Origin of the sequence: Vibrio qingdaonensis, assembly GCF_026191675.1 — a bacterium.
Taxonomy (GTDB): domain Bacteria; phylum Pseudomonadota; class Gammaproteobacteria; order Enterobacterales; family Vibrionaceae; genus Vibrio; species Vibrio qingdaonensis.
Window position 1 is genome coordinate 126,673 of record NZ_JAKRRY010000007.1, and the last position, 18,413, is coordinate 145,085.

The window sequence follows — 18,413 nt, forward strand, 5'->3', positions numbered from 1 at the left end:
TAAAAAACACAGCAAACCTTCCACCATTACTATTAATGTTTTATTGATAAAAAAAAGCCCCCCTAAATCAGGGAGGCAAATTTACTCTTCATCACTATCGGTTGGTCCACTATTGCTATACATACTACGTATTGCTCGCCGCACCATGTGGTACACAATAATCAACCTTAGCTAGTCATGACTCAGTAACTTTTCGTTGTTTCCTTTCTTAACCTGTATAACTAAAACCAAGCAGGTAATCATCACCATTTTTAGCGGTATATTCTTTATCCTCGCTGCAAGCACTAGAGCGACCTTTAGTGTCACCTTTGATTAAACTCACCCAATGGCGAATGCCTGTCGCGATTCTTGATTCCATTTGACCAAACGTTGTACACGTTTCGAGTTGAACATCCTCTATTTCAACTAACTCAAGATACCCAGTACCTTGACGACATCCCATCGTCACTTCAACATGCGTACCACTCTCGTCACGAAATAAAATGGACTCTGGAGCGCACTTGTCGCCCACATAAGCAATAAACTGTTTCGCTTGTTTCAAGCCACTGTGTTGACCATTTTTGAAGTAAGCCAATACATGACGATAATCGATTTCGTAACTTACCACGTCTTCATGAGATCCATTGTCGAGAGGAAATAACGTATCCAGCAGTTGTTTCGCCTTTGTTTGTTTTTCCAACTGTTTATCAGCTTTGACCATTTCTACGGCAAACACAGCTTCAGCAATAAAGGAAAGCGGGTTGTTTTGTTCTTTTTTATCAAATGCTTGCATGTTCATAGTCTTTTCCTTCTACGGCAATAAATCCCATTTAAAGCAAATTCCCTAGCGCTTATTTCAATTTTACATTCGTCGCTTCACTTGCTTACTATCTAGACTACCTCTTTTTTTACTACAATTTCACAACAAAAATTTCACAGTGTGAATTTTACAAAACGGCAGTAAAAAATGGATAATTATGCTCGACGGGTGACTAGAAACCGTCCAGAAAGCGTCTATTCTTCTCACGGTTCGATGTGTAAAAAAACGAGAGAGCAGGCGTAAGGTTAAGCAGCGATAGAGTTATGTCACTGATAGAGTTATGTCGCTGATACTAGTATTTCACTCACCGTATAACGTAGCTTGTTCATTGACCTTTCGGTGCCCAATAAAAAGGCCTCACCAAAGTTGGGAGGCCATTAATTGAGTGACAGGCAGTATGCTCTCAATAATATGGATTTAGAGAAACAGCCTAGCTTGGTGGCACCACAGGCGTTTCATGATAAACCACTATTTGCTGCTTTTATTTAACTCGTACCTAAAATGAAAAACTAAACCCTAACGTGTAGTCCTCGCCATTCTTAGCCGTATATTCTTTGTCTTCGCTGCTCGCGCTTGGACGACCTTCCTCATCACCTTGTACCAAGCTAACCCAGTGCCTAATACCCGAAGCATTATCCTGTTCGCTGTGGCCAAAAGTCGTACACGTTTCTAACTGCACATCATCGATTTCGACCAACTCCAAACGACCCGTCCCTTTTCTACGCCCAATCATCACCTCAACATGAGTACCACTTTCATCCCTGAAGAGGATCGACTCTGGTGAACATTTGTCACCCGTGTAAGCAACGAACTGTTTCGCTCGCTTAAGCCCGCTATGCTGTCCATTTTTAAAATAAGCTTGCACATGCCTATAGTCGATTTCATAGCTGACGACATCCTCATGAGACCCATTGTCTAAAGGAAATAACGTATCCAGTAATTGTTTCGCCATCTTTTGTTTTTCAATTTGCTCATCGGCTTTGACCATTTCTACGGCGAACACAGCTTCTGCGATAAACGTTGAATGGTTTTTATGTAGTTCTGTCTTATCGAATGTCAGCATGTTCATAATCTCTTCCTTTTACTGCCGCTAGTCTCAAATAGAGCAAATACACTAAACAAGTGTTTAAATTAATATTCGTTTTGTGATCTTGCTTACTATGTAGACTAGCGCTTTTTTGACTACAATTTCACAACAAAAATTTTACAGTGTGAATTTTACAAAATGCCGTTGTCAAAAAGCCTAATTAGACAGTCTCACTTTCTGGGGACTAAAGTTCGAAACCTCAGAAAACGTAACCATTTAACAATGGAAGACCTCTCTACACGTTGTATTCGGGTTAACCCTGAGTGCGCGCCATCCGTCTCTTACCTATCGATGATAGAGCGAGGCAAGCGAGTGCCAAGTATCGATATGCTTGAAGTCATCGCAGAGGTTTTTCAGAAGAATCCAGCTTGGTTTCTAGACAGTGAACCAGAACAAGAGGAGATCACCCCGGTTAGAGGAAACCGTGGCGGTATCAGCGGCATGGCGCTGGAACCCAGTTTTCTTTTCTCTAACGACATTTTGCAAATTGCCATTCCTGAAATGCTCTCACAAACTGGGATCACAGGGCGACAGTTTGCTCACCTTCTAATTCGTGCCCATCAAGAAAGCTTGCAAAACCACTTTCCTGATTTAGAGCGAGCTGCAGAAGAGGTTGGATTGAAGCGCCTAAATCTTTCCGTCGAAGACCTTATCGACATTGCTAAAAATTTAGGCCTACGAGTCCAATGGGTAAACCGTACCCCAAAAGATGTGGTTGACGAGTTGGGTATCAATGCCAAGCAATTGGTGACCTCCTTTTTTGAGCCTCCAGGCACTATCTATCTCAATGAGATCTTAAAAGCATACCCGACTCGGCTCAAATACGATCTCGCGGTTTACATTGGTCATAGAGTGTTACATAGCGAAGAGGGGTTAAAGAGTGTCTTAAGTGTTGGTCATCATAACAGTTGGGAGGATTCAACGAATTCACTGTCTACATCGGCGCTCAACTCACAAGATATTTTACAAGCATGGCGAGACTTTGAATCGAGCTTCTTTGCCGGCGCTCTGTTGTGTCCAAAAGTCCCATTTCGACAACTTTTGGACCGATGTGGCTATGAAATTGATGCCCATAAGCATGCTGGTGTCTCACCGTCTGTGGCCATGCGTAGAATGACCGTGGTATCACCCTACCCCCATTGGCATTACTTCGATGCTTATGGACCGGGCAAATTAAAAGCGGTATATCGCGGAAACGGAATTCCGCTTCCATGGGGAAACATGCGAATGGTGAATGACCCATGTCAACACTGGGCAGTATTTAGACGCCTTTCAGAGCCGAGAAATGGCTCTTCTGCGCAACTCTCGATTTTAAACGTCAATGGTGAACCAAGAATTTACTGCTGTGAATCTGTCAATATGACCGATCCGGCGGGCAATAATCGAGTCCTTTGCGCAGGCATTGATCTCAACCCCGCCATTGACGCACAAGGTGGAAATGCACTGGATATCGCCAACGAATTAAAAGGGCTTTGCGTCAGTAGCGGCGGCAGTGCCACAATACCTAGAAGCATCAAAAAGGATCTCACCACTATTTCAAAAATCCTTAATATCAACTGGATTGAACGAGGAATAGACAATGAAGCACGGTTGATTTGTTCACGAGGGGCAGGCTGCCCACGCAAACCTAGTTGCTATGAAAAATCGGACGACCAACACGAGATAATTTTAGAATAACGCAGCCTTTAGAAAGAAAAAAAGCCAGCCACAAAATAAGGTGACTGGCTATATACATGTGTGAACAAGAGGTGTTCACTAACAACGTCAGTTGGCTAGGTGACCCTCGGCTTAATAAGGGTCACTTTGATATATGCAGATAGCGTGCCAACTTTTAAACCTTCCTTTTTTTACTGTTATTGCTTAGTTTTCCTATTAACTGAATAAACTATACTCATATAATTTTTGCATAATGCAATTTATTTAGCAAAATGCAAACACTGGTTATTGCAAATCGATAAAAAAGCGATATTAGCAAAATAAATATGAAACTTATCACCAAGCAACTCCGCGTTATTACCTATGACTAACAGATAGACACCATAAAATAACCACAAGCTGACACTGTAGAGGTCATAGCATGCTGCACACTGACGTTTTTATACTCTCTTTTCGAGATTCAATAACGCCTTTTTACGTGCCACTCCGCCGGCATAGCCCGTTAACTGACCACTTTTTCCAATAACACGATGGCAAGGCACGATCACTGAAATTGGGTTTTTGCCATTTGCTGAACCTACGGCTCTCACCGCTTTAGGGTTACCAATGTAATCCGCTAACTCTTGATAGCTCATTGAGTGTCCATAAGGAATATCACATAACGCTTGCCAAACCTGCATCTGAAAAGGGGTGCCTTTTGCCGCAAGCGGGATATCAAAGGTCTTGCGAATACCAGAAAAATACTCACTAAGCTGTTGCTTTGTAAGTAACAAAATTGGATGGTCCGCTTGCAACTCCCCCAACTCTTCTGGTTGCGTGGTATGCTCCTCAAACCACAACCCAGTGAGCCCCTGCTCCGTAGCCTGAACTGTCACTCGCCCCAATGGGCTATCTACTACCGCATAAAATGTCATGAATGTTGGCTCCAACAATGTAAAGTGGCATAACTTCCCCACGGTGAGACTCGGTTCGCGACACACGATGGGTGAAGGTCTGTGTATTTTTTTACAATAAGATCGGTGGCGAGTAACAAGTCAGGCTGAGACAAGCCACGTAGCTTCGCATAGTTAATCGTCCACGGGCCAATGCCTTTTATTTCAGTCCACAAATCAGGGGCGAGATTTACATCATTGTTAAGGGCAGTAGCGAGCCGCGATAATGTGTCTTTTCGGCTCTGAGGCATTCGCAAAAAGCTCAAATCATGTTGAATAATTGAGCTAGGGTCAGGAAACACCTTCTGCCCTGATAAGGTTTTATTTACCGTATCACTAAGCAAATTAACTTGCCCAATCGCCGCTTTCACAGAAACTTGCTGGCCCAGCACCGCTCTGACTCCTGCCTCCCATGTTGACCATACCCCCGGGATACGGATGCCGCTATGGCGTACGAGGTTTGCGTCAACGCTTGATAGATGGCTTTCAATCGCCGACAGATCCGCATTCAAATCGAACATACGTTTAATATTACTGACCATAGAATACAGCTGTCTGGCATCTTCCACATCGAACTCGACACGAACAGTTTTCTTATTTTCGAAGTCTGCCCAAACTTTAAACCATCCTAACGTGCCATCCAGTTCGATATAACGCTCATAAGAGTGCTCAGTCACTCGCTCGATGCCATCAATGGCTCTAAATTGATAAAATGCCAGAAGCCGATGCCAGTCATAAGCACCGCGGTAGGCAAGTGTCAACGAGTTACTTACACCATCAACACGCTGCTGCCGTCGCATAGTCGTCGGATTGAGCTTCAACAGCTTTTGAAAGGCATCGTTAAATCGGCGAGTGCTGTTGAAACCGCAAGCAAAACCAATATCCGTTACGCTCATAGAACTGCAGTGTAGTAACTGCTTTGCAAACATCAGCTGCTGATATTGTGCATACTGCTTTGGCGACATGCCAAGATGCTTTTCAAATACTTGCCTTAAATAACGACTACTTATGCCAAGCCTCGCGGCCAACTGCTCAACACTACTTTGTTGCAGCGCGCCTTGCTCGATCAAATGGATTGCTCGTCGAAATGTCGTCTCAACACCTTGCCATGCCCAAGAACTGGGCGCGCTATCTGGGCGACAGCGCAGGCATGGACGATATCCAGCCTGCAATGCCATCGGGGCATTAACAAAATACTCGACGTTCTTTTCTTTTGGTAAATTCGCAGGACAAATGGGGCGACAAAATATGCCGGTTGTCTTCACTGCCACGAAAAACTGACCGTCAAATCGACTATCCCGAGATAAGCGAGCTGCTCGGAACTGCTCCAACCGCAATTGCCGATGATAGGCACCCTCTCGTGTTTCTGGTTCACACGTTTCATGCTCACCAATCGACAACTTACCTGTTGATACATCGCTAAAAGATACCGCCATTTGTTGTTAAACTCCCTTGTACTGCACGACCATGCCAATAATTGTCATCGTGATCAGTACAATAAGTGTAACGCACCTTCTCATCTACACTCGCCATTTTCGGAACTGAATATAGAAACGTGACAAACATAAAAATGTCATCACAACATCATATTTTCTTAACGATAAAAATGAAAAGTAATGGTTCGCCAAGATGTTAGCAAATCTATGTTTCATCGGGGTGAAAATACTGGTTAAAAAACCTGCAATTTCGTCGACACTTTCTATACTAGGTCAGTGTCAAACAGTTAACATGATTGCATGAGGTTATTATGTCTGATGTAGATTTTCGTCTTGGTAATAAGCCATTTTATGACAACAACAAATTTCGCCGTGGCTTTGCAAAATCTGGTGACTTTACGTTAGCCGAAGAAGAGATTTTAATTCGTTATGGTGCGACTATGAATCAACTCGAACAAGGTGAGATAGCACCTGAAAGCGTAGTCGAACAACACTTTTTGCTGGTCATGCAAGATGAAAGACAGGCTGAAACTAAGCTCGAAAAAGCATGGGTCAAGTATATTCATTTAGCTCGCGATCGACGACGATTTCACACATTAAACGCTAAAAAGCCAGTTGAAGCTGAAGCGAATCGCGACGACGATGACGACTACCAACAAGATGACGTGTTGGACGACAGTTTAGTCACTGAGGACTCAGATATCGCCGATAGATAACGCTCAAATTATCAGCCGTCATTCATGACGGCTTGATTACTTCATTCTATGCACGCCTTTGTGATTTGTTGCTAACACGGTGTTCTTCATAAATTCTGCACGACTCATCACAGTTTTCGTTTCAGCTAGATACTTGTATACAAAGTAAAGTATTATTGTTCTATTAGTTCATATTTTGTAAACGAGTACTGTTACCTGATGGCAAGCCTGAAAAACTCTGTAAACACAAACATTAAAACCAAGGTGGCGGGGCAAACCCAAGATGACGTGGTCTATTGCCATATCTTTGATGCCATTTTAGAACAACGCCTACCACCAGCGACGAAGTTGAACGAAGAAGCCTTAGGCGAAATTTTTGGTGTTAGCCGCACGATCATACGCCGAGCACTACTCCGCTTGTCATTGGAAAAAGTGGTCGATATTCGCCCCAATCGAGGTGCTATTGTTTCAGCGCCTACTGTCGATGAAGCAAAACAAATCTTTAAGGCGAGAGAAGTGATGGAGCTGGCAATCACTGAGCTAGCAGTCAACAACGCAACCCCAGCTCAAATCGCCGAATGTCGAAAACTCGTTGCCAAAGAAAACAAAGCCTTTGCTGTGAATGACTATGGTTCGGGCCTGCGTTTGTCCGGCGAGTTCCACATAAAATTAGCTGAAATGGCAGACAATGCGCCATTGTTAACCTTCCAGCGTAGCCTTGTGTCGCAAACATCACTACTGATTGCGCAATATGAAACTGGCAGTCACTCTAACTGCTCTCTAGATGAACACACAGGGCTTCTCGACGCGATTGAATCTGGTGATGAACAACAAGCGCTAAACTTAATGAAGGAGCATTTAGATCATATACGTTCTAAGTTGAACCTCGACAACGCCACCACCTCAAATGATTTGCATGTCGTTTTCTCCGATCTCCTTAAAGCAAAATCCTAATGCTTGCAGTGCCTCAGCAAAAAGAGGCGCTGCGCGACTCCCCTAAGTCCCCCCCCTTTCTACCGCCCCACGCGCTAACAAATAATTAACACCACCCAAAAAGTGTTAACTTAAATAATATCAGCAACTTACCCAGACCACCCCATTAGGAATTACAACTCCCACTATATTGATGTTGCCATTTTGTAAGAAAATAGTTGACCGGGCGGTCAGTTTGACTAATTATTGACCCAAAGGTCAGAAAAAATAATTAGTCTCTAAACGTCTTACACAAGGAGGTCTCTTGATTACTTTCCTACTCAATCAAGATATTAGACAAGAAGAAAATCTGTCTCCCAATATGACAGTACTGAATTACCTAAGAACACAGGTAAACAAAAATGGCACCAAAGAAGGGTGTGGTTCTGGTGATTGCGGAGCTTGTACTGTGGTACTGGGCGAGCTTGTCGACGGCGAGCTTCGTTACCGTTCTGTTAATTCCTGTCTGACCTTTATTTCAGCTCTGCATGGTAAACAACTCATTACCGTTGAAGACTTACAAGCGAAAGATCGCTCGCTTCATCCTGTCCAGCAAGCGATTGTTGATTTTCATGGCTCACAATGTGGTTACTGCACACCCGGATTTATTATGTCGATGTTTGCGCTAGGGAAAAACAAGCCCAACGCCAACAAACAAGATGTTATGGAATCACTCGCAGGTAACCTGTGCCGATGTACGGGTTATCGTCCAATTGTTGATGCAGCCTTGTCTCTTTGTGATGATACTCCGCTCACAGACCAGTTTTCTGAACTCTCTCGACTCACCATTCAAAAACTAGAAAAAATCCAACAAAACGAAGCCAGTTTACGAGCAGGTCACCTTACCGCTTTTTCTCCTAAATCCACCGAAGAGCTAGCGAAACTATATCAAGCGCACCCAACGGCAAAATTGGTGGCTGGAGGAACGGATTTAGCGTTGGAAGTGACACAATTTCACCGAGAAATAGAGACACTAATCAGCGTCAATTTAGTCGAAGACATGAAAGTGTGCGAGGACGCGGAAAACGATTTAATCATCGGCGCAAACCTCCCTATCAGCGACGCTTATCAACTGTTGCAGCGCTACTACCCAGATTTTGGTGAATTGTTGCATCGCTTTGCCTCTTTGCAAGTACGAAATCAGGGTACGATTGGTGGCAACGTCGCCAACGCTTCTCCGATTGGCGATACACCGCCACTATTAATTGCCCTAGACGCCAAAGTACAGCTCCGCTGTGGCAGCGAAACCCGCACATTACCGATTGAAGAATACTTCATCAGTTACAAAGTCACGGCTCAAAAGCCAAGTGAATTTATCGAAAAAATCATCATACCCAAGCCAACTCAAGCGGGGTTCCGTGCTTACAAATTGTCTAAGCGATTGGATGACGACATCTCAGCGGTTTGTGGCGCCTTTGATCTTAAAATTGACAACGGTACGGTCACTCATGCACGCATTGCCTTTGGCGGTATGGCTGCGATACCCAAGCGAGCCAACCTGTGTGAGCAACGCCTTATTGGTCAGCCTTGGAACGAACAAACCATTGAACACGCCATGGCCGCTATAGCGGATGAGTTTGAGCCTCTTTCCGACTTTAGAGCCAGCCAAGAATATCGCTCAATGACCGCTTGCAACATGCTAAAGCGCTACTACATAGAAGAATCGAACAAGAACAATCAGATTGAAACGAGGGTAACGTCTTATGTCTAATGTGAATCACAACCCATTGACTCACGAAGAGATGGTGGCGCTAGTCAAACAAGATCTCAAAACGGGAGTGGGTAAAAGCGTCAAACATGACAGTGCGCCCAAGCAAGTCACTGGCGAAGCCGTCTATATCGATGACCGTTTAGAATTTCCCAATCAGTTGCACGTCTATGCGCTACTGAGTACGCAAGCGCATGCCACTATCACTCGTATTGATGTCTCACCTTGCTATGAATTTGAGGGCGTTGAAATTGCCATCACATCAAAAGACATCCCTGGTCAACTCGACATCGGCGCCATTCTTCCCGGCGACCCATTATTGGCTGATGGTAAAGTAGAATACTATGGGCAACCGGTTATCGCCGTGGCTGCCAGCAGCCTAGAAGTCGCTCGAAAAGCGGCCCACGCCGCTATTGTTGAATACGAAGCCCTACCTGCAATCCTAGACGTAAAAGAAGCGCTCGAGAAAAAACACTTTGTCACGGAGAGTCATCAGCAAAAGCGTGGCGATTCGGCTAAAGCTATCGCAGCAGCGACCCACGTGATTGAGGGTGATATTGATATTGGCGGTCAAGAACACTTCTATCTAGAGACTCAAGTCAGCAGTGTCATGCCAACCGAAGATGGCGGTATGATTGTTTACACCTCCACACAAAACCCCACCGAAGTACAAAAGCTGGTTTCTGAGGTGCTTGGCGTCGCGATGCATAAAGTCGTCATTGATATGCGCCGCATGGGTGGCGGCTTTGGTGGTAAAGAAACCCAAGCTGCAGCACCGGCTTGTATGGCTGCTGTCATTGCTCATTTGACTGGTCGTCCCACCAAAATGCGTCTATTACGTAACGAAGATATGACGATGACGGGTAAGCGACACCCTTTTTACAACCAGTATAAAGTCGGCTTCGATGACAATGGCGTGATCCAAGGCAGTGAAATTATTGTTGCTGGTAACTGCGGTTACTCACCTGATCTTTCTAGCTCTATTGTTGACCGTGCTATGTTTCACTCTGACAACGCCTACTACCTTGGCGACACAACCATTACCGGGCACCGCTGTAAAACCAATACCGCGTCAAACACCGCCTATCGAGGCTTTGGTGGTCCACAAGGCATGATGACGATTGAACACATCATGGACGAAATTGCTAGGTACCTAAACAAAGATCCATTAGAGGTTCGTAAAGCGAATTACTATGGCGACGAAGGACGCAATGTCACACATTACTACCAAACGGTAGAAGATAACTTCATGCCTGAGATCACCGAACAGCTTGAACAAAGCAGCGATTATCATGCAAGACGTAAAGCCATCGCCAAGTTCAATCAACAGAGTCCTATCCTAAAGAAAGGCTTGTCGATCACCCCAGTTAAATTCGGTATTTCCTTTACCGCGACGTTTCTAAACCAAGCTGGCGCCCTAATCCATATTTACACCGATGGCAGTATTCACTTGAATCACGGTGGTACCGAAATGGGACAGGGTCTTAATATCAAAGTTGCACAAATCGTTGCTCAGGAGTTTCAAGTTGATGTTGACCGTATCCAAATCACCGCAACCAATACCGACAAGGTGCCGAACACCTCGCCGACCGCCGCCTCATCGGGCGCCGACCTCAACGGTAAGGCCGCACAAAACGCAGCCATAACCATCAAGCAGCGGTTGATCGATTTTGCTTCCGCCCACTTTTCTGTCACGCCAGAAGAGGTCATTTTCAAAAATGGCTTTGTGCAAATTCGTGAAAAAATCATGACCTTCGCCAACTTTGCTGAACTGGCATGGATGAACCAGATCTCTCTATCGAGTACCGGATTTTATCGCACGCCGAAGATTTACTATGACCACGAAAAGGCTCGCGGTCGTCCCTTCTATTATTTCGCCTACGGCGCATCCTGCTCTGAAGTCATCATTGATACGCTTACTGGCGAGTACAAAATCCTCAGGGTGGATATTTTGCACGATGTCGGCGCATCGCTAAATCCCGCCATCGATATTGGACAAATCGAAGGTGGCTTTGTACAAGGCGCTGGCTGGTTAACCACGGAAGAATTAGTGTGGAATGAGCAAGGTCGCCTGATGACCAATGGGCCTGCGAGTTACAAAATTCCGGCGATTGCCGATATGCCCATCGACTTTAGAACCGAGCTTCTAGAAAATCGCAGTAACCCAGAAGACACCGTCTTTAACTCCAAAGCGGTGGGTGAGCCACCATTTATGCTGGGAATGTCTGTGTGGAGCGCGCTAAAGGATGCCATCGCGTCTGTTGCCGTCGATGGTGCAATCCCTAAATTGGATACACCAGCCACACCAGAGCGGGTACTCATGGCAGTGCATGCCGTTACTCATCCGCGCACGAACCCGTCCACTTCAACCAAAGGTTATCAACGCAGCGCCTAACGCCTCCCTTGTCCGGCTCTGTTAAAAAAGGGCCGGAGATCAGGGACTGTGGGACAATTAAGGAGAGCGTTATGTTTAAAGACAATTGGATTCAAGCCCTGGCGCAACTTGAGAAAGACCATGAGTCTTGCGTCATGGTAACCGTACTAGAAGATAAAGGCTCGGTACCTCGCGATGCCGGAACGAAAATGCTCGTCACGCATGATCGTATTATTGCCACCATTGGTGGTGGTCACCTCGAACATGTCGCCGCCAAAATGGCCAGAGAGATGCTAGAAACAAGAGAACAAGGGCTGAAAGTTGAGCGCTTCAATCTTGGCGCCCGTTTAGGGCAATGTTGTGGGGGAATGGCGACTCTCAGCTTTGAACCTATCGGCACAGCAGAAAGACATCTCGTGATCTTCGGAGCGGGCCATGTGGCGAAAGCCTTAATTCATGTCGTGGCTACCCTGCCATTTCGCGTTACTTGGATCGATGAACGAGAAGCAGAATTTCCTGATAGTTTACCTCATGGCGTGACTAAACTTGTCTCCGATGATCCCGTCGGTGAAGTGAGACACCTGCCATCAAACAGCTATTATTTAGTGATGACACACAACCATCAGCTTGATTTTGAGCTGGCAAAGGCCATCATTGATAAAAATGACAGTGTGTACTTTGGTATGATTGGCTCCCTCACTAAACGCAAGAAATTCGATTTCAGATTGTCGCAACGTGGCTATAACCATGAGCAAATTAATAGCATGGTTTGCCCTATCGGAATTGGCGCAGTGACAGGTAAGCACCCAGCAGAAATCGCCGTTTCTGTTGCTGGCGAATTAATTGCCCATTATCAAGGGCAAAGTATTGAGCAAAAGCGCCCAGCTCAGGGCAGTCGGGATGATAACCGCGCGGCTGCACGCCTCCCAAAAGAGAGCAGCATCCTAGATCAAGACAACAATATTGCCCCTAACGATGAAGCGCCACATCAACATATCGCGTAACACCAGCTCGTCCCAATCATGATTGATGAGAGTGGCGAGAGTGCGATGCCTAGCACAAGCATCAGGCTCAAAACGGGCGTTTAAGTTACACACAGAACACATACACTGGTAAGCATGCTTGCTGGTAGAAAAGGAAATCACAATGACAACGCAACGCAGCGCCTATCGCGCGAGTATACTCCATAGTATCGCAGACCCTAAAGAGGTCGAGTTAGAACAGTCGTACCAATATTTCGAAGATGGGGTGTTAGTCGTAGAAAACGGTCATGTCATCGATATCGGCCCTGCAACAGAAGTCCTAGCACGCCACAGCCCATCCATGCCTGTGACAAGCTATCAAAACAAACTGATCACCTCCGGCTTTATTGATACCCATATTCACTACCCGCAAACCGGTATGATCGCCTCCTACGGTGAACAACTGCTCGATTGGCTTGAAAACTACACCTTTCCGGAAGAGCGCCGCTTTAAAAACCCTATCTATGCCCATAAGGTGGCAAAACTATTTTTAGATGAGCTTGCCAGCAACGGTACCACCACTGCTCTGGTATTTGGCACCGTTCACAAAGAATCGATTGACGTCTTTTTCTCAGAGGCTGAAAAGCGAAACTTACGCATGATTGCTGGCAAAGTCCTGATGGACCGAAATGCACCAGACTACTTAACCGACACACCAGAATCCGGCTACCAAGCTTCAAAAGATCTGATTGAGAAATGGCATCAGCGAGGCCGGTTACTTTATGCCGTCACGCCAAGGTTTGCCCCAACAAGCACACCAGAGCAGCTAGCGACCGTTGGCAAGTTATTAGAAGAATACCCCGATGTGTACCTACATACTCACTTGTCCGAAAACAAAAAAGAAATTGAATGGGTACTTGACCTATTCCCAGAACGTGACAGCTACTTAGATGTCTATGACCACTACGGCTTACTGCATAAGCGCTCCGTTTTTGCCCATGGCATTCACCTATCAGACTGTGAGTGTGAACGCCTTGCAGAAAGCGAATCGGCCATCGCTTTCTGCCCAACCTCCAATCTATTTCTTGGTTCAGGGCTCTTTAAACTCACCAAGCTTGAAGAAAAAGGCGTGCGTGTGGGAATGGGAACAGATGTCGGAGCGGGGACCAGCTTTTCTATACTTCAAACCATGAGTGAAGCGTACAAAATCATGCAACTGCAACAAGAAAAGCTACATCCGTTTAAGTCACTTTATCTCGCCACTCTCGGTGGTGCGAAAGCGCTGCACTTAGAAGATAAGATTGGTAACCTTGCCATAGGCAAAGAAGCAGACTTTGTGGTGCTCGACCTTCATGCTACGCAACTCATGCGCTTTAGGATGCAACAAACCATCACTCTGGAAGAGAAGCTGTTCGTATTAATGAGCTTAGGGGATGACCGCACCGTCTGTGAAACCTACATCTACGGCGACAAAGCGTACGACGCCAACCCGTCTCTATCTAAGCACCCTGAGAAAAAAGTCGTCAATATTGCTTAGCAAAATAATGAAGACCGAACTCACTCAATAAAAAGTCGCCTTTAAATGGCGACTTTTTTCATTATGAACGAATTCTGAATATCCACTTCAGTTCTCATTAATTAAGCCTAGTGCATAGTAGCACCATCAACGAAACGCTAAGGCTGCGATTCATAGGATTAGTTAACGATTTAAGGTCGTACCGTTCTAAGAATTGGTCGTAAAAACGATTAACGACACTGCTGGCTAATAGCACAATAACGAATAACATACGTTCTGAGGTTCACATGAAAAAAATCATTATCGCAACAACGCTTATCCTAACATCTGGTTTCGCAGCAGCAAACACCGTCCCAGCGACTGGTGGCTTTAATGGCCCAACCGCCGGTATGCAAACTACGGTTGCTCAAGCACTAAAAGCCAATGACGATACCCCTGTAAAAATCACAGGCAGCATTACTCAAGCACTCGGCGATGAAGACTATCAATTTAGCGATGGCACCAACACCATTGTGGTCGAAATTGATGACCGCGTATGGCAAGGCGTCGATGTCACACCCAATGACACGATCACCATTATTGGTAGCTTAGATAAAGACGCATGGGAAGACGCAACCATCGACGTCAAACGCATTGTCATTGCTGGCTAACGAACACGGATTGCGCTAAAAACCCACTAACAAAGACTCCATATTGCGGGGTCTTTGTTACGTTTATTAACAAGCCCCATCCATGACCGATAATCACTATCCTGACTTAATTCGATACCGCTCAAAAAATCTCATTTTCTTCTTGCCACAGTATTCGCCTAGTCAAACCCACAAATCAGTTCACTCGTCTAAAATAAAACCATGAAACACTATTTGTCACTATAAACACCCCCGTTATCGCGTGTTATATCTACACAATTCTATTACCCCTATAGTGTTAATCCACTATGCCTATTGATCTAGATCAAATCAATCATCCACAAAAACAGTCATGTTAATAGCATGTTGTTAAGGTTAACGAAAAGGATTTAGCATGGAACTTAAACAAGACCCACGGTGTTATACGGACGTTTGTATCAACGGAAAATGGTTTCATCACGACCACTGCACGACTCGAGCTTATATGCTCAAAGGTGGCAGCTCGGCTTGCATTGAGCTTGCGAAAATGCCAACGACAGAAAATGAGTTAGTCGACTTACTTAATGACCTTTTCTAAACCACTGTTTTTCCCTTCAAATCATCGCCGCTTAACCGCGGCGGGTTGCTTCCCCCCTCTAACGTGCTTTACTCAACCCAATGGTTAAATCCCAAACATAAAAAAAGCACCAGAACCTGTCGACTCTGATGCCTTCCATTTCATTTGCCCAGTTACGATGCTGTAGCAAACTCGCCAATCAATGGCTGTACTCGCCTATTACTGTATTTGCGCGCCCTGCTCTGCCCATTCACCAATTAAAACCCTCTCTTCATCAGTCATTTGGGTCAAATTACCCAACGGCATGACTTTCGTCGTTACGGACTGAGCGACAATACGAGACGCGTTGATTTTAATTTCCTGAGGCGTATCAAGCATAACGCCACCCGGTGCGGTTTGAAACGCGGCATGTGAAGGGGTGGCCGAATGACACACCGTACAACGCACTTGAATCACTTGATTGATTTTAGCAAATGAAGAGCTCGCCTCATCCTGTTCAGCATTCTTTTCAGTATCAGCATTCACAGTAACATGACTCTCGGTATGTGCCACCTGAGGCGAGGTCGGTTTATTCGCATACGGTGAGGTGACAAAGGCCAATGTGATCATACCTAATGCAGCAACAGGTATAGTCCAAGCAAATTTTTGGCTACCATGTCGAGTATTAAAATAATGGCGAACCAAAATACTAAATACCGATAATCCCGCCAATATTAACCAGTTATAGTGTGAACCATAGGTACTTGGGAAATGGTTGCTGATCATAATAAACAGCACAGGCAAGGTGAGGTAGTTATTGTGTCTAGAACGCAATAAGCCCTTGGCTGGCAGACGTGGATCTGGCTCGGTATTCTCTTCTATCGCCTTCACCAGATTGCGCTGTGCGGGCATGATAACAAAAAACACGTTACCCACCATGATAGTGCCAATTATCGCACCAACATGAATGTAAGCGCCTCGTCCACTAAAGACCTGAGTTAATCCATACGCCGCCGCGACCAAACCAAGAAACAACACAACACCCAGAATGACCGGGGTTTTCCCCAAGAATGAATCACAAAGAAAGCTGTAAACCAACCAACCAACGGCTAAAGACCCAATGCCAATCGCGATGGCGGTAGCAGAATCGATACCAGAGCCGGGGGCAACAAGATAAAGGTCTGCGTTGAGGTAATACACCACGCCGAGTAAGCAGACCCCTGTTATCCAAGTAAAGTACGCTTCCCATTTAAACCAGTGTAAGTTATCTGGCATTTTAGGCGGAGCCAACTTGTATTTCTCAAGGTGATAGATGCCACCACCGTGAATCGCCCAAAGATCGCCCGAAAGCCCTTCTTTTGGGTTACTGCGGTTAAGGTTGTTTTCCAACCAAACAAAATAAAACGATGCGCCAATCCAAGCGACACCGACGACCATATGAACCCATCGAATTAATAGGTTCAACCATTCTGTCATGTGCGGATCCATAACATACTCCTTCTTAGCAGCCTCAATCTAAGCGCTGCATTCATTCCTTTACACTCAGCTTATCGTCGTGCTCACTCATTGTGGGATATCATCAAGATGAAGCGAGACAAGGTGCTCATCAAAAAACACTTCATCGCAGTTATGCCCATCACCTGCCCTGTCAACGACTAAGAACTGATCGTTCTCAGTCAGTGTCAGAACTGGGTGGTGCCACACCCCTTTATGATAATTAACACCTTGTCGCCCATTACTGATGAATGCGCGACATTCCGTCAGTGACGGTGTGTCCCCTTTCTTTGCAACGACAATAAGATACGGTTGACCAAGTAATGGGATAAACGCTTGCGAACCAAGAGGATGCCTTTCTAGCATTGCTATCGTCAGTGGGTATTTCAACGGCATAGCCTGAAATATACTGATGATCGCTTGCCCTTGCTGTTCATCAACATCGGTGTCAGCAAGGCGATGATAGCGGCGCGTCGAACCGTTATTGATCATAAAGTAGTCTCGATTTTCGGTCTCAATAACGTCACCAAAATCAGAAAAACGCTCTTGGGTGAGAGGCTCAATCGCTAAACGGCGGATTCCATTACTCATTATACGTTCCTCATTCTTCAGTCTGCTTTGGTACCAAACAAACGAAGACGACTAATCCCTCCGTCAGGGAAAATATTTAACCTAACGTGTGTCACCGCGCCTATCTCATTCACTTGCGACACGAACTCCTGAATGTCATGAGCGTTGAGTTTTTGTGCTGGAAGTAGCTCTTGCCAGAAAAGGCTTTGTGTTGCGACTTGATCGTCCGTACCACCTTTCACATAGGCCGCTTGAATAGAGCAGCTATCTGGGAAATTACCTTTAAAGTGCGCGGTATCGACAACAACCCGTCCGATATTGCCAGCATGACCTAACGCGACAATAACCCAGTCATTACCTGGCGTCCGACGACGCGCCGTTTCCCAACCGTCACCCATGTTTTCACCACGTCCAGGGCCAAGAATATTAGACTTATTACCATAGTGCTCATCACTGCAAGCTAAAGCTCGGCCACCATTCTCTACCGCTGCGAGATCAACTTGCTGCAGTGAATCGATCGCTTCCCAATCAACGCTCGGTTGTCCGTAAACACGTAGTCGCGCAACACCGCCATCTGGGTAAATGTTTAAACGAACATGAGTAAACACTTTGTCACTGGCAATGTCATTGAGATGGTGTTGGTCTCCAGATAGCGCTTGTGATGGTAAAATTTCTTCCCAATGATCCAAATCCGTTGGATCTTCATTTGGACTATAAATCGCATCAACAGAGGCCGATGGCGGGAAGTTACCAGTAAAAAACGAAGTATCGATATCTAATCCAGCAATGGTGCCAGCTAACCCCAGCTTCACGACACAGTAATCGTAGCCTTCACTGCGTTTGCGACGGCTTTCCCAGCCATCCATCCATTTGCCGTTGTCATCATAAACATCATCTTTCCATTCTGGCGCTGCTCTGCGTAACAAACGCGACTTATCAGCAAAAAAATCATCGGTGGCAAAAAGCGCTTGAGCACCGAGTTTTTCATCGGCTAAGTTGATGTACTGTTCAAAATCTAAGGACATATCCGGTCATCCAGTTCAATTAA

The 18,413-nt window shown here is 45.5% G+C and carries 16 protein-coding genes; 9 read left to right on the forward strand and 7 right to left on the reverse strand.

The window, feature by feature from the left end; all coding sequences use genetic code 11:
* Positions 1-208: 208 nt before the first annotated feature.
* Together MD535_RS07845 and MD535_RS07850 are read right to left on the reverse strand one after the other, a co-directional pair.
* The gene (locus MD535_RS07845; protein ID WP_265674320.1) at positions 209-778 is read right to left on the reverse strand and encodes an aldolase/citrate lyase/malate synthase family protein; all 570 of its coding nucleotides are present in this window, start codon (positions 776-778) and stop codon (positions 209-211) included.
* 517 nt (positions 779-1,295) lie between these two features.
* Positions 1,296-1,868, reverse strand: coding sequence for an aldolase/citrate lyase/malate synthase family protein (locus MD535_RS07850; protein ID WP_265674321.1), 573 nt, complete (start codon positions 1,866-1,868; stop codon positions 1,296-1,298).
* 156 nt (positions 1,869-2,024) lie between these two features.
* Between MD535_RS07850 and MD535_RS07855 the strand changes: the two genes are divergently transcribed.
* Positions 2,025-3,563 (forward strand): DUF3612 domain-containing protein, encoded by a 1,539-nt coding sequence (locus MD535_RS07855; protein ID WP_265674322.1) that lies wholly within the window; start codon positions 2,025-2,027, stop codon positions 3,561-3,563.
* 419 nt (positions 3,564-3,982) lie between these two features.
* Here the strand turns inward: MD535_RS07855 and MD535_RS07860 are convergent, their stop codons facing one another.
* The gene (locus MD535_RS07860; RefSeq protein WP_265674323.1) at positions 3,983-4,456 is read right to left on the reverse strand and encodes a methylated-DNA--[protein]-cysteine S-methyltransferase; all 474 of its coding nucleotides are present in this window, start codon (positions 4,454-4,456) and stop codon (positions 3,983-3,985) included.
* The gene (locus MD535_RS07865; protein ID WP_265674324.1) at positions 4,453-5,910 is read right to left on the reverse strand and encodes a DNA-3-methyladenine glycosylase 2 family protein; all 1,458 of its coding nucleotides are present in this window, start codon (positions 5,908-5,910) and stop codon (positions 4,453-4,455) included. Before MD535_RS07865 ends, MD535_RS07860 begins: the two co-directional genes overlap by 4 nt.
* A 311-nt stretch (positions 5,911-6,221) precedes the next feature.
* Here MD535_RS07865 and MD535_RS07870 point away from each other — a divergent pair, with 311 nt between their 5' ends.
* The 8 genes from MD535_RS07870 (at position 6,222) to MD535_RS07905 (ending at position 15,343) form a co-directional block, all read left to right on the forward strand.
* A complete protein-coding gene (locus MD535_RS07870) occupies positions 6,222-6,626 on the forward strand; it encodes a DUF413 domain-containing protein (RefSeq protein ID WP_265674325.1) in 405 nt (134 codons plus the stop codon).
* A gap of 198 nt (positions 6,627-6,824) precedes the next feature.
* Positions 6,825-7,559 carry a GntR family transcriptional regulator gene (locus tag MD535_RS07875; RefSeq protein WP_265674326.1) on the forward strand — a complete coding sequence of 245 codons (735 nt, stop codon included), beginning with the start codon at positions 6,825-6,827 and terminating at the stop codon, positions 7,557-7,559.
* A 283-nt stretch (positions 7,560-7,842) separates the two neighbouring features.
* Entirely contained in the window at positions 7,843-9,288 is a 1,446-nt protein-coding gene (gene xdhA, locus MD535_RS07880; RefSeq protein WP_265674327.1) for a xanthine dehydrogenase small subunit, read from the forward strand.
* Positions 9,281-11,680: a xanthine dehydrogenase molybdopterin binding subunit gene (xdhB, locus tag MD535_RS07885; RefSeq protein ID WP_265674328.1), complete on the forward strand. Its 2,400-nt coding sequence runs from the start codon at positions 9,281-9,283 to the stop codon at positions 11,678-11,680. The genes xdhA and xdhB overlap by 8 nt, the downstream gene beginning before the upstream one ends.
* Positions 11,681-11,751: 71 nt before the next feature.
* Positions 11,752-12,663, forward strand: a complete 912-nt coding sequence (gene xdhC, locus MD535_RS07890) for a xanthine dehydrogenase accessory protein XdhC (RefSeq protein WP_265674329.1) — start codon at positions 11,752-11,754, stop codon at positions 12,661-12,663.
* Between the two features lie 142 nt (positions 12,664-12,805).
* Positions 12,806-14,158 carry a guanine deaminase gene (gene guaD / locus MD535_RS07895; RefSeq protein WP_265674330.1) on the forward strand — a complete coding sequence of 451 codons (1,353 nt, stop codon included), beginning with the start codon at positions 12,806-12,808 and terminating at the stop codon, positions 14,156-14,158.
* Between the two features lie 266 nt (positions 14,159-14,424).
* On the forward strand, positions 14,425-14,787 hold the full coding sequence (locus MD535_RS07900) for a YgiW/YdeI family stress tolerance OB fold protein (RefSeq protein WP_265674331.1): 363 nt from the start codon (positions 14,425-14,427) through the stop codon (positions 14,785-14,787).
* A gap of 373 nt (positions 14,788-15,160) precedes the next feature.
* Entirely contained in the window at positions 15,161-15,343 is a 183-nt protein-coding gene (locus MD535_RS07905) for a hypothetical protein (protein ID WP_265674332.1), read from the forward strand.
* A 198-nt stretch (positions 15,344-15,541) separates the two neighbouring features.
* Here the strand turns inward: MD535_RS07905 and MD535_RS07910 are convergent, their stop codons facing one another.
* The 3 genes from MD535_RS07910 to alc all read right to left on the reverse strand — a co-directional run bounded on the left by MD535_RS07910 (position 15,542) and on the right by alc (position 18,390).
* Positions 15,542-16,789 carry a urate hydroxylase PuuD gene (locus MD535_RS07910; protein WP_265674333.1) on the reverse strand — a complete coding sequence of 416 codons (1,248 nt, stop codon included), beginning with the start codon at positions 16,787-16,789 and terminating at the stop codon, positions 15,542-15,544.
* A 75-nt stretch (positions 16,790-16,864) separates the two neighbouring features.
* Positions 16,865-17,386, reverse strand: coding sequence for an ureidoglycolate lyase (locus MD535_RS07915; protein ID WP_265674334.1), 522 nt, complete (start codon positions 17,384-17,386; stop codon positions 16,865-16,867).
* 17 nt (positions 17,387-17,403) lie between these two features.
* A complete protein-coding gene (gene alc, locus MD535_RS07920; RefSeq protein ID WP_265674335.1) occupies positions 17,404-18,390 on the reverse strand; it encodes an allantoicase in 987 nt (328 codons plus the stop codon).
* Positions 18,391-18,413 lie beyond the last annotated feature (23 nt).

Excerpts from the sequence above, each read along its gene's own strand:
- MD535_RS07900 (WP_265674331.1), top strand. The coding sequence starts at position 14,425 with ATGAAAAAAATCATTATCGCAACAACGCTTATCCTAACATCTGGTTTC.
- MD535_RS07860 (WP_265674323.1), bottom strand. The coding sequence starts at position 4,456 with ATGACATTTTATGCGGTAGTAGATAGCCCATTGGGGCGAGTGACAGTT.
- xdhC (WP_265674329.1), top strand. The coding sequence starts at position 11,752 with ATGTTTAAAGACAATTGGATTCAAGCCCTGGCGCAACTTGAGAAAGAC.
- MD535_RS07915 (WP_265674334.1), bottom strand. The coding sequence starts at position 17,386 with ATGAGTAATGGAATCCGCCGTTTAGCGATTGAGCCTCTCACCCAAGAG.
- MD535_RS07845 (WP_265674320.1), bottom strand. The coding sequence starts at position 778 with ATGAACATGCAAGCATTTGATAAAAAAGAACAAAACAACCCGCTTTCC.
- MD535_RS07865 (WP_265674324.1), bottom strand. The coding sequence starts at position 5,910 with ATGGCGGTATCTTTTAGCGATGTATCAACAGGTAAGTTGTCGATTGGT.
- guaD (WP_265674330.1), top strand. The coding sequence starts at position 12,806 with ATGACAACGCAACGCAGCGCCTATCGCGCGAGTATACTCCATAGTATC.
- MD535_RS07850 (WP_265674321.1), bottom strand. The coding sequence starts at position 1,868 with ATGAACATGCTGACATTCGATAAGACAGAACTACATAAAAACCATTCA.
- MD535_RS07870 (WP_265674325.1), top strand. The coding sequence starts at position 6,222 with ATGTCTGATGTAGATTTTCGTCTTGGTAATAAGCCATTTTATGACAAC.
- MD535_RS07855 (WP_265674322.1), top strand. The coding sequence starts at position 2,025 with ATGCCGTTGTCAAAAAGCCTAATTAGACAGTCTCACTTTCTGGGGACT.
- xdhB (WP_265674328.1), top strand. The coding sequence starts at position 9,281 with ATGTCTAATGTGAATCACAACCCATTGACTCACGAAGAGATGGTGGCG.
- alc (WP_265674335.1), bottom strand. The coding sequence starts at position 18,390 with ATGTCCTTAGATTTTGAACAGTACATCAACTTAGCCGATGAAAAACTC.
- MD535_RS07875 (WP_265674326.1), top strand. The coding sequence starts at position 6,825 with ATGGCAAGCCTGAAAAACTCTGTAAACACAAACATTAAAACCAAGGTG.
- MD535_RS07905 (WP_265674332.1), top strand. The coding sequence starts at position 15,161 with ATGGAACTTAAACAAGACCCACGGTGTTATACGGACGTTTGTATCAAC.
- MD535_RS07910 (WP_265674333.1), bottom strand. The coding sequence starts at position 16,789 with ATGGATCCGCACATGACAGAATGGTTGAACCTATTAATTCGATGGGTT.